Origin of the sequence: Sneathiella sp., assembly GCF_036844445.1 — a bacterium.
Classification (GTDB): Bacteria; Pseudomonadota; Alphaproteobacteria; order Sneathiellales; family Sneathiellaceae; genus Sneathiella.
Genome location: NZ_DAIUFV010000006.1, coordinates 196,492 through 207,866, shown reverse-complemented (window position 1 = coordinate 207,866; position 11,375 = coordinate 196,492). Strand labels below are relative to the sequence as shown.

The window sequence follows — 11,375 nt, the reverse complement described above, 5'->3', positions numbered from 1 at the left end:
CCTGGCCGGACATGTAGGCGTTGAAGAAGTGGCGGAAGCCGTAGCGCCGCTTGTCTTTGCCGGTCGTATCGTTGGAATGGGTGAGACCCGCCATGAAGATGATACCCTGCTCCTGGCAGAGCGACTGCACCGCGACCGCGACGCCCGAGGAGGAGCCGCCGGTGATCATCAGGACGCCGTCCTTCTCGATCATCCGCTTCGCCGAGGCCCGCGCCGCGTCCGATTTCGTCTGCGTGTCGCCAGTCGTGTAGGTCACCTTCTTGCCAAGCACGCCGTTGCCCTTCAGGCTTGAGGGTTTGAAGGTATTCAGCATCCCGCCGTCGCCTTCGCCGTTCAGATGCTTCACCGCCAGCATATAGGCGCGCAGCTCATCCATCCCTTCGTCGGCATAAGGGCCGGTCTGCGGGACATTGAAGCCGAGCTTCAGCTCGCTCTTGTCTTTCGGGTTGTTGCGGAATTCTTCCGCCCAGGCGTTCTTGACAAAAAAGCTGGGCGTTGCCGCAATCAGGCCACCAACGGCACCCGCTTTCAGCAAACCACGACGCGACAGGCCTGATTTTGTAAAATCGCTCATGAATTGTCTCCCAATAGATAGATGGATTTCCCATACAGGGTGCCCGCGCCTGTTTTCACGAGCCAATACCTGCTAGTTGTAAAAATTTCACATTTTCGCCTTATTTCCTAATGATCCCTTGAAAAGCGAGTGTTTTTTATGTAAAAATTCTAAATTAGATTTTGTAAATTTGTAAATTCTTGTAAATTCCATTCCGAGGATCCGAAATGGCGAAGCAACCCCTGTTCGGCAGCCGACTGCGGAAACTGCGCAAGGAACGCAAGATGACGCAGATTGAGCTTGCGGACCGGCTCGGCATTTCCGCGAGTTACCTCAACCTGCTGGAGAACAACCGGCGCAATATCACCGCGTCCCTGCTGCTCCATATCAGCCGGATCCTGAAAGTGGACCCGCTGGTCTTTTCACCGCAGGAGGAAAGCCACCTGATCAGCGAGCTTGCCGATGCGCTGAAGGATCCGCTGTTCGCCGATAACGAGTTCACGCCTGAAGACATCGCCGAAATGGCGACGGAATCGCCAACGCTGAGCGCGCTCTTCAAAAAAACCTATGAGGCGTTTCGAAATTCGCAGGTTCAACTTCGCCAGATGAGTGAACGGCTGTCCCAGGATGTGCATTTCGCGAGCGCGTCATTCCGGCTGCGCACGCTGATCACCTCCATCATCTCATCGACCGAGATCCTGCATGACAATGAAGGGCTCGATGCCCGCGAAAGGAAAGAATTCCTGCAAATCGCGCTGAAAGACAGCAACGCGCTCAATCACACGGTGAACGAGATGCTCGGCATCCTCGGCGATGAGAGCTTGACGGGCAAATCATGGGCGCCCTCGCCCAACGAGGCGGTGTCGGACTTCATTCAGGCAAGGAACAACTATTTCGATCCGATCGAGACGGCCGCCGCGGAATTTCGCGAGATGCTGGGCGGGCACAGCCTGCTCTCGACCGCGCAGCTGATCGACTATCTGCAGCGCGTGCATGATATCCATGTTGATTTTGCGACGCGCGATATCCACAACACCGAAGCGACGCTCTTCGATGAACGAAGCCGGCAGGTCATTCTGTCAAAGTCACTGCCGCAGTCGAGCGTCAATTTTCATCTCGCGATCCTTTGCGGCCAGCTGACCAACGCGAACCTCTTCATGGATATCGCTGATGCGCCGGAGCTGCCGACGGAGGCCGCACAGACGAAGGCGCGCGCCGCGCTCGCCAGCTATTTCGCGGGCGCCGTGCTGCTCCCCTATAATCAATTCTACCGTGCGGCAGAGGATTACCGATATGATATAGAGCTGCTGCAACAGCAGTTCGATGCCAGCTTCGAGCAGATCTGCCATCGCCTCACGACTCTGATGCAGCCCGGGAAAAGCGGCGTCCCGTTCCATCTCATTCGCAGCGATCTTGCCGGCAATATCTCGAAGCGCTTCAGCGCCTCGGGCCTGCATATTCCGCGCTATGGCAACTCCTGCCCGCGCTGGGCGCTGCATTCGGCCTTTCTCACGCCCGGCACCCTGTGTCCGCAGATATCGGAGATGCCGGACGGCAGCCGCTATTTCTCCATCGCCTGCACGGTGACCAAGCCAAGCCTCGGCTACGGCCAGCCCAAACGGCACTACGCCATCAGCATCGGGTGCGACATCAAGGACGCACATCGCCTGATCTATGCGGACGGGCTCAATCTGTCGGCCCCGAAGGCGATTATGCCGATCGGCATCACCTGCCGTCTCTGTGAGCGGGAGAACTGCGCCCACCGCGCCGCGCCGCCGCCGTCACACACCCGTAAAGTGCCTCCGCAGCGGCGCAACATCTCTCCCGGCATCGGGGATTTGTAAACTGCCGCCTCAGTAGCCGTCGAGAACCAGCCGACCCTTGGCGGTGCGCCGCACGGCGCCGTCGCGGAGCGCGGTAAAGTCCAGCTCCATATTGAGGCCGTTCAGCGTCCGCTTGTAGACATGCATGTCGTAATCGCCCGCTTCGCTGATCGCCATGACATAAACGCTGAGCGTCTGCCTCACGATACGCGCCCAGGAGATGGGATCACCGGCGAGGGCATCCCCTGAGACGGCCGCGCGCCACACATTCGGGCGATCCGTCCGGAAAAAGGTCAGCGTCGTCTCTTTCAACACTTCCTCCGGCTTGTCCGCTGTCCCCTTCTGCCGCATCAGGGTCCGCCACGTAATGTCGAAATCACCACTTTCCTTTGGCGCGATCCGGACATCGATATCCCGGCTGGTCAGCGGGAAGGTAACGCTCGTGTTCGTTTCGGAGACCGCGCTGCCGCGCCAGTTCCCCTTGAAGGCCGTGATTGTGAGGTCCTCTGCCATGGCCGTCGCGGGCGATAAGAACAGAATGGCGGTAATAGCGACCAGAAATTTTTTGAGCTTGAACAAAATCATCTCCCTGATGAATAAATCGGCCGCATCATAATGCAGAAAAGAAAAAGGCCGCAATATTCTTGCGGCCTTTTCCCACTTCCTGCCAGCAACGAAATCAGCTTTCGTCAACGACAATCTTGCCACTTGTAATATCGGCGGCATTGAGCGAGGCATTTTCGACGACGATGGAGAAGCCAGAGACTTCCGCATTCGTCCCGTCGGTGACGGTAATCGTCGTGTTGCCGTCGCTTTCCGAGAAGAGGATATGGTCCGCCCGGTCGACAGCGGCAATACCAAGCTCGTCGAACAGCGCCGAAAGGTCGATCACATCGGCATCGCCGTTCGCGCCGAAATCCTTGATAATGTCATTGCCGTCGGTTGCCGCATTCATATAGACGAAGCGGTCGTCGCCCGTGCCGCCGAACAGGATGTCATCCCCGCCCCCGCCGACGATGTAATCATTGCTGCCACCGCCGATAATCGTTTCGGACGCATCGGTGCCGACATAACCGTCACCCGGCGTTATGGTGATATTCAGCACCGCCGAGCTGGTCGAGCCGTCGCTGTCGGCAATAGTGTAGCCGATCGCTTCATGCTCGAAGTTGGCGACATCGGTATTGGCGAGGAACGTATATTCCCCGGTTTCAAAATTCATCTCGAGAATGCCGAAATCGGTCTGCAGCGTCAGCACGTTGCCATTCACCGTGACATTCGGCTCCGCCCCGTCCGCGAGATCATAGTCGATCCCTTTATAGGTCAGCGAAATGATCGGCACGGCGGCGAGCGGATCGCTCCCCGGCTCATCATTGTCGAGCACATTGCCGGAGATGCTGTTCTCGCTCGGCGTCAGGCTGGCTTCAAGCGCGGCCGGGCTGTCGATATAGAGATAGGGATCGCCGGGATCGGGATCATTGTTGTTGTCTTCCGGCGTATTGTCGATTTGGCCGAGGTGCGTGCTGTGCTGCGCCTCCGCGCCAATGCCGACGGCATAGACCTTGGCATTGTTGAGATCGTTCTGGACCCAGTCGTTGAAGTCGTTGATGCCGCCCTGGGTGTTGCCCTGCGTCGGCACGCCGTCGGAGATGAAATAGATTGCCTGCTCATACCCCGGTTCGAACTCCACCGTCCGGGCAAGGTCGAGAGCTTCCTTGTAGTTGGTGCCCCCGCCGCCCCGGCTGTCGAGGGAGTCGAGCGCCTCAAGCACGGACGCGAGTGTGTAGAAGGTGCCATCGCCAATGAACTCGGCCCGCGAGTCGAAGTCGATCAGCGTGATCGCCGTGCCCGTCGGATTGCGCTCGAACAGCGTCGTTGCAAGATTTTTAAGCGCCTCCTCCATCAGGGCGATGTCGGCATCGCTCAGGCTTCCCGAGGTGTCGATGACAAAGAGCGCGTGCGTGTCGGCGGGTTCGGCAATCACAACCGGGCCGTCATCAACCGCCGTCGGACCGTCATCCACCGGGACCGTCGTGTCATTGACCGTCACATCGATGGTCAGGCTCGTGCTGGCGGTATTGTCGGCTTCGGTCACCTCGCCGCCGCCCGCAACCGTCGCGCCTTCCGTCGCTGTCGCGGTCACCGTGAGCGTAAAGTCGCTCGCGTCGTCAAGCGCGGGCGTAACGGTCAGGTTCGCAAGATCCCAGCCCGTAATATCCGCATCGCTGCCATCCCCGATAAAGCTGTTGACCCCATCGGAAAGAACCGCACCCGTCGGCAGGCCGCTGATCGACAGGGAGAGCGTCTCCGACCCGTCCGTATCCTGGAGCGCGGCGGTAACATCAGGAAGACCAATCGCCGTATTCTCATCGCCGCTGACCGTCGCGTTGGCGGCGGCTGTATCGAGCGTCAGCGTCGGCAGATCGGCAACGGCGTCGATCACGACGTTGATCGTCCCTGCGGCGCCTGCAGCCGGCGCAGCCGTCCCGTCCTGCGAATAGGGGGTGACGGTAATGGCGAAATCCGCATCGCTGTCTTCGGGCAGGCCCGTGATCGCGAGCGAAGCGAGATCCGCCTGCTCGACGCGCCAGCCGCCCGCATCGGCGACGCCGACCGAGAAGGTAACGCCTGCGGGATAGCCGCTGAGGATAACCCAGCCGTCTTCTGTGCCGCCTTCACCGGTGGTGAGCGTAATGGAGAGCGGAATATCGCCGGACGCCGGCGCGCCAACGGCGGCAATTTGGTCCGCCGCGAGGCCGAGATCTTCCTTGCCCGCCGCATCCGAGACCACAACCGTTGGCGTATCCGAGACCGGATCAACGCTGATATTGATGGTGATTTCGGTGGTCGCGACATTATTGCTGTCGGTGAGTTCGCCGCCGCCCGCGACCGTCGCCGCTTCGGTCGCCGTTGCGCGCACGGTCAGCGTAAAATCGGTATCGTCATCGGCAGGCGGAGTTATCGTGAGGGTCGAAAGGTCCCATCCGGTCAGATCGACGTCGGCACCATCGCCGGTGAATGTGTTGACCCCATCGCTGAGGATCGCCCCGACGGGCACGCCGCTCATGACCACGGCGAGGCTCTCCGACCCGTCTGTATCGGTGAGACTGACGGTGATCGGCGCGATGGTGATCGGGCTGTCTTCAAGCCCGCTTGCATCCCCGCCGCTGAGTGTCGGCCGATCGGCAACGGCATCGACGATGGCCGTTCCGCTCGATGTCGTGCTACCGGTATCGCCGCTACCATTAACGAAACGGGTCTCGACCGTCAGCGGAATATCGGCGTCACTGTTCGAAGGCGGAAGGATATACATCTCCGGCAGAGTGCCTCCGGGCGCGCTCACCGTCGCGCTGCCGCCCGTCACATCGATCTCATTGCCCGGCGCCGTGCCGCCAACAAAGAAGCGCGTGCCCGGCGGGAAGCCGGAAATTTCGATATCGGTGATCTGCTCGTCGGTATCGGGCGTGAAGTCAACCGTCATCTGCATGGGACGGATGGTCATATCGCCGGTATTCTGTCCCGGCTGCCAGTCTTCAAAACCGCCCGAGCGCAAAACGCCCGCGCCCATGTCTGTCTGGTAGGAGATCGTCGTGCTCCCGCCCGGCGGGATCGGGTTCGGGTTGGGCGGGGTACCCGGGGTCAGGGATCTCTGGTTCACCCCGATGATTTCCTCGATCTCATCGCGGGAGAATTCGAGGCTGGTGCCCTCCAGCAGGTCATCAATATCGAGCGGATCGCCGATACTTCCGTCCTGATAGCTGCGGAAGCTGGCGCCGCCGCCATGAGCTTGCGTGTCACCTGCGGCCGGGGCAATGTCCGCGAGATTATAGCCCTGAACGAGCGGCGTGATCTGGTCGATCTCGACGACATCGCCGTTTTCAAATTCAATTTTCGGGGGATTATCCGTCTGCCCTAGCGCGAGAAAGTTCTGTAGCAGAATTGGCTCACCGCCATCCGCCGGGAAGACAAGAAGATTTCCCGCTTCCTGCATGAACTCGGTGCCGTCCAGCGATTCAATCGGCAGTCTGACCGTTTCGCCGAGAGCTACCTCGACAATATCTGTAGCCGCCTTATCCGCGGCTGCACTCTTATTATCGCCTGACGTCGCCATTTGTCTTAACTCCACTGACCTTACTGTTTACTGCGGCGCGGCTTAAGCCTTGATCCGCAAAAAATAGCCAAGTTTAAAATCATTGTCTGTAAAAATCCTCAAACGTTCTGCCGACACTATCCCGGCGCCTGCCGCTCTCACATCCCCCAAAAGGGTGATACCCCGAAAAAAATAATAAAATTTTAGGCAATTCGCGCTCGCATGTATCATCCGAATGCAGGACAAGCGCACGGCGGGCGCGATTGGAGGAGATTTATTTTCCGCCGCCCGAAGACGTGGGCGGTCCGCTTTTGTGTAGAATGAGGGCACCCTTCGCCAGAATTGCCGTACAAAGGACACCCACCGCGAAAACAAGGGCGATCGATTTTATCGCGTAGCCGCTGTCGAGGGCGACGCCGACGAGGACCGGGCTCAGCGCCGAGCCAAAGACGGCGGCGACCGCCGCGACGGAGCGGATGGCGCCGAGATAGCGGGTGCCGTAGATTTCCGGCCAGAGGGCGGAGAGCGCCGGCCCTGCCGCGCCCGAGCCAAAGCCGAGCAGGATCATCACCAGGACCGCATAGGCCTGCGACGGCGCGAAGGCGAACAGCAGGATCCCCATCGCCGACGGCAGGAGAAGGAATGGCGCGAGCCGCCGCGCGCCCAGCAGATCGACAAGGACGCCGAGACTGAAACTGCCGACAAGATGGGCGATCGCAAAGACCGGGAAGGTCAGCGCCCATGTCGCAAAGTTCCATCCCTGCACCTCGATCAGATAAACCTGATGGAAGAAAAAGCCGGTGATGACCGTCGCCGGCAGCATGACCGAGGGCAGGAGCATATAGAAGCCGGTATCGCGAAGCACCTCGCGCCGCGTCCAATGCCGCGTATCGCTCACCAACGCTTCGCCCGTCGCCGCGCGCGGATCCACAGCCTTCACAGAGGTGCGGGCGAGGAACGGGATCGTCGGCAGCAGCGTTATCGCCGCAATCACCGCCATCACCGGCCAGATGAAGCGCCAGTCCATGAAGCCGAGAGAAAAGGCGATCAGCGGCGGATAGAGGGCAAGGCCGAGCGGAAAGCCAAGCTCGGCAATGGCGAGGGCGCGGCCCCGCACCGCTTCATAGCGCCGCGCTGTCGCGGTCATCGCGATATGCGCCATCATTCCCTGCCCGAGAAAGCGGACAGCGATAATCCCGAAGAAAAGGGAGATCGGCCCCTGCACCAGCCCAAACGTGACCATCGAGGCGACCATCAAGAGGCTGACTTTCATCGCGATGCTTTTAAGCGGCATCCGATCAACGAGCGGCCCCGCCTTCCATAAAAGCAGCGCGCAAATGAGTGTCGCCACCGTGTAGAGGGTTCCGAATTCGCCGTTCGTCAGGTTGAAATCGGCGCGTATCTCGCCGACAACCACCGAAATCACATAGGTCTGGCCCGGCCCCGACCAGAAGGCCAGCAGCAGCCCGAAAAGGAGAAAACGCCACTCCTGACGGATGAAAAGCAGGGAACTTTGAAAATGAAACATCGGAACGACCCGTGGGTTAGAACGCAGGGATATTGCGTCACATGTCCTGCCACAAGTCAACCAGAGCTCAGAGCCTGAAACTCCTCTCGATCCGGTCCAGCGTTTCCATGGCCGGCAGGCACTGCGCGACCGACGCGTTCGGCTCCCTCCCCTCGCGAATGGCGGTGAAGAATTCGCGGTCGATCAGCTCGATGCCATTATTTGAGACCGCAACGCCCGAAAGGTCGATCGGCTTCTCATAGCCGTCGACGAGATCGTCATAGCGCGCGATATAGGTGCCGTTATCGCAGATATAGCGGAAGAAGGTGCCGAGCGGCCCGTTGTTGTTGAAGGAGAGCGACAGCGTGCAGAGCGCGCCATTTTGCGCCTTCATCCCGATGCTCATATCCATCGCGATGCCGAGTTCCGGATGGATCGGCCCCTCAAGTCCATAGACTTTCTCCGGCACCCCGCCCGTCTGATACTGGAACAGATCAACCGTATGGCAGGCGTGATGCCACAGCAGATGATCGGTCCAGCTCCGCGGTTTGCCGAGCGCATTGGTATTGGTGCGACGGAAAAAATACGTCTGTACATCGAGCTGCTGAAGTGTCAGCTCCCCGGTCTTGATCCGGTTGTGGATCCACTGGTGGCTCGGGTTGAAGCGGCGGACATGACCGGCCATCGCAATGAGCCCGGTCCGTCGCTGCGTCTCCACAAGGCGTTTTGAATCCGCGAGATTATCCGCCATCGGGATCTCGACAAGCACATGCTTGCCCGCTTCCAGACAGGCGATCGCCTGCGCCGCATGCATCTGCGTCGGCGTCGAGAGAATGACGCAGTCCACATCGTGGCGCGCGAGACTTTCGTCAAGATCAAGCGTCCAGTGGCCGATCCCCCGCGCCGCAGCGGCTGCTTTGGTGCTCTCCTCTTCCCGCCCGACAATGGAGGTCACCTCGACGCCCTCGATATTGGCAATCGCATCCAGATGCTTTTGGCCGAAGGCCCCGGCCGCCCCCGCAACGCAGACTCTCATCCTACTTCTCCAGTTTCATCTCATTCGCATGGATCCGGGCGAGCAACGCATCCGCCCGGCTTTGATAATTATCTTCCCCTGCCTCCATCTGCAGATCACCGATCCGCTGCTGCCAGCTGACCGTTGCCCGCGACATCTCGCTCGGCAGGCCGAGCTCCTCGACGGTGAGCGCAACCTCCCTCATCTCCTCCGCCCGGCGACGGCCATGCTGCATCATGCGCTCAAAATTATAGGCGGCGCGGAAGGGAAAGTGAAATCCGGGATAAGTCACATCGAACGACGCCAGCACCGTCTCATCGACACCGGCCTTCCGCCCGGCAAGGACGCATTCGGCAAAGAGTGCCTCCATGCCTTTCACCATGATGCTGCGGATCATCTTGACCGACGAGGCGGCGCCGATGTCGCCCTCGAAGATCTGCGCTTTCATCTTCAGCGGCGCGAGAGCCGCGAGCGCCGCCGCGCTGTGCGGCCCCGAGACGAGCAGCGGCGTCTCATGCATTTTCGGATAGACCGGCGACATCACGGCAACATCGACATAGCGCCCGCCGGCCGCCTCGATCACCTCGGCGGAGTGGCGCTTTGTGCCGGGCGCGCAGGAATTGCAGTCAAGGAAAAGGCTACCCGAAGCCAGATGCAGGGCGGCGGTGCGCGCCGCGGTCGCGGCCTGATCCGCAGTGACGAGAGAGAAGACGAGATCCGCATCCTGGAGCGCCGCCCCTGGGCTATCCGCCCCCGCGACGTCGCAGGCGGCGTAGTCGCGCTGTTTCGCAGCGGCAACAGCGGGGTCGGGAGCACCCGATTTGATATCGTAGGCGCCGACCGGGAAGGACGCATCAATAGCCGCCGCCTGTCGCCAGCCTTTGACGAACGCCATTGCGGCTTCGCCAAATCCGACAAAAGAAATTTTCGTCGCCCGTGTCATTGATCCGACTCTCTTCACTGTTGCGCCTGACCCTACCTACGCTTCCCCGATGGTCACTGGAAATTGAAAATCGCCGCGCGTTTATTCAAATATTGAATAGCCCCGCGGGAATATCGGCGGCCCAATGTCAGATTAGATTTCGCCCCGCCGTCCGCAACGCATCGACAAATTCAAGCTGCGTCGCGGTGGGATGCCAGTCGCGCCGCGTGGTCAGGCCGATTGGCCGGCGCGTGTCGCCAAGATCGAAGGGGAGCGGGACAAGCAGGCCTTTTTCCTGCTCATAGCGGCTCTGGTGGCTGGAGATAATGGTGATGCGGTCACTCTCCATCAGCAGCCCGCGGATCAGCACGAGCGAGCTCGCCTCCACAATCCCTTTCGGGCGCGGATGATGCTTGCGGGCGAACAGATTTTCGAAGATCGTCCGCGTCGGTGAACCCTCCCGCGGGGTCACCCATGGATAGCGTGCGAGATCCTCGATGGTGATTTTCTCCTTTCGCGTCAGCGGATGGCCCGCTCGCACGATCAGCGCGAGTTCGTCATCGAAGATACGCTCCTCCACCACATCATCGATCGGCGGCGGATTGCGGAGCGCGCCGATCAAGAGGTCAATCTCGCTGTAGCGAAGGCCATGCAGGAGATCCTCATAGCGCCCGTCAATGACACTGATTTCAATGTTGGGGCGGCGTTTCGTGATATTCGTGATAGCCGTCGGCAGGATATGCGTGCGGGCAAGCGGCATGGTACCAATGACAATGCGGCTGCTGTCGACGCCTTTATAGGCCCGGATCTCCATCTGTCCCTGCTGCAATTCGGCGAAGGCAAGCTGAACGTAACGGGCAAGGATTTCCGCGGCTGGCGTAAGTTCGATCCCCTGCCCGGTCTTGCGAAAGAGCGGGATCGTCGAGAGCCGCTCGAGATCGCGCGCGGCGCGGTAGAGGGACGGCTGGGAAATCCCGACAAGGCGGGCAGCGAGGCTGAAATTGCCGGTCTTGGCGATGGCGATCAGCGCGCGAAGCTGCACGCCGGAGACGAGCTGGTCGAGATTGGCAAGACTCTTGCCGCCCCGGATCTGCGCGATCTTGCGCGCCTCGTCTATCCCGGCGCGGATAAACTCCTGCGCCCGTTCGGCCCGTGTCAGATAGAGCTGCCCGGCATCGGTAATGAAAACGCCGTCCGTGCGCCGCGTAAACAGCTCGATCTCGAGCGTCTGCTCCAGCTTGGCGATTGCCTGCGTGATTGCCGGCTGGGAGAGAAAGACTTTCTCCGACGCGCGGCTGATGCTCTGATGCTCGGCGACAACGCAAAACGCCCTGAGGTGCCGCAAATTGGGCGCCATACTGATCATGATAGCCCGATCCGATTTTCGATTTATTTCCCCTTTATAGGAAAAAATTATATCATGAATGTCAATTTGAAATAGTAAAATAGCCGGTCCCGGAACAAGGTA

At 60.0% G+C, this 11,375-nt stretch carries 8 protein-coding genes; 1 reads left to right on the top strand and 7 read right to left on the bottom strand.

Annotation, left to right across the window (positions count from 1 at the left end; translation table 11 throughout):
* On the bottom strand, window positions 1-574 hold a 574-nt coding region (locus V7Z56_RS13245), incomplete at its 3' end, for an ABC transporter substrate-binding protein (protein WP_334129980.1).
* A gap of 206 nt (window positions 575-780) precedes the next feature.
* Here V7Z56_RS13245 and V7Z56_RS13240 point away from each other — a divergent pair.
* Window positions 781-2,397 (top strand): helix-turn-helix domain-containing protein, encoded by a 1,617-nt coding sequence (locus tag V7Z56_RS13240; RefSeq protein ID WP_334129979.1) that lies wholly within the window; start codon window positions 781-783, stop codon window positions 2,395-2,397.
* Window positions 2,398-2,406: 9 nt separating this feature from the next.
* Here the strand turns inward: V7Z56_RS13240 and V7Z56_RS13235 are convergent, their stop codons facing one another.
* The 6 genes from V7Z56_RS13235 to V7Z56_RS13210 form a co-directional block, all read right to left on the bottom strand.
* Window positions 2,407-2,955 carry a hypothetical protein gene (locus tag V7Z56_RS13235; RefSeq protein ID WP_334129978.1) on the bottom strand — a complete coding sequence of 183 codons (549 nt, stop codon included), beginning with the start codon at window positions 2,953-2,955 and terminating at the stop codon, window positions 2,407-2,409.
* Window positions 2,956-3,055: 100 nt separating this feature from the next.
* The gene (locus tag V7Z56_RS13230; RefSeq protein ID WP_334129977.1) at window positions 3,056-6,484 is read right to left on the bottom strand and encodes a VWA domain-containing protein; all 3,429 of its coding nucleotides are present in this window, start codon (window positions 6,482-6,484) and stop codon (window positions 3,056-3,058) included.
* Between the two features lie 253 nt (window positions 6,485-6,737).
* A complete protein-coding gene (locus V7Z56_RS13225; protein WP_334129976.1) occupies window positions 6,738-7,991 on the bottom strand; it encodes an MFS transporter in 1,254 nt (417 codons plus the stop codon).
* Window positions 7,992-8,058: 67 nt separating this feature from the next.
* The gene (locus tag V7Z56_RS13220; RefSeq protein WP_334129975.1) at window positions 8,059-9,006 is read right to left on the bottom strand and encodes a Gfo/Idh/MocA family oxidoreductase; all 948 of its coding nucleotides are present in this window, start codon (window positions 9,004-9,006) and stop codon (window positions 8,059-8,061) included.
* A 1-nt stretch (window position 9,007) separates the two neighbouring features.
* Complete coding sequence (locus V7Z56_RS13215; RefSeq protein WP_334129974.1) at window positions 9,008-9,928, bottom strand: NAD(P)-dependent oxidoreductase; 921 nt, start codon at window positions 9,926-9,928, stop codon at window positions 9,008-9,010.
* 127 nt (window positions 9,929-10,055) lie between these two features.
* Window positions 10,056-11,273 carry a LysR family transcriptional regulator gene (locus tag V7Z56_RS13210; RefSeq protein WP_334129973.1) on the bottom strand — a complete coding sequence of 406 codons (1,218 nt, stop codon included), beginning with the start codon at window positions 11,271-11,273 and terminating at the stop codon, window positions 10,056-10,058.
* Between the last annotated feature and the right edge of the window lie 102 nt (window positions 11,274-11,375).

Excerpts from the sequence above, each read along its gene's own strand:
- V7Z56_RS13240 (WP_334129979.1), top strand. The coding sequence starts at position 781 with ATGGCGAAGCAACCCCTGTTCGGCAGCCGACTGCGGAAACTGCGCAAG.
- V7Z56_RS13230 (WP_334129977.1), bottom strand. The coding sequence starts at position 6,484 with ATGGCGACGTCAGGCGATAATAAGAGTGCAGCCGCGGATAAGGCGGCT.
- V7Z56_RS13225 (WP_334129976.1), bottom strand. The coding sequence starts at position 7,991 with ATGTTTCATTTTCAAAGTTCCCTGCTTTTCATCCGTCAGGAGTGGCGT.
- V7Z56_RS13220 (WP_334129975.1), bottom strand. The coding sequence starts at position 9,006 with ATGAGAGTCTGCGTTGCGGGGGCGGCCGGGGCCTTCGGCCAAAAGCAT.
- V7Z56_RS13215 (WP_334129974.1), bottom strand. The coding sequence starts at position 9,928 with ATGACACGGGCGACGAAAATTTCTTTTGTCGGATTTGGCGAAGCCGCA.
- V7Z56_RS13210 (WP_334129973.1), bottom strand. The coding sequence starts at position 11,273 with ATGATCAGTATGGCGCCCAATTTGCGGCACCTCAGGGCGTTTTGCGTT.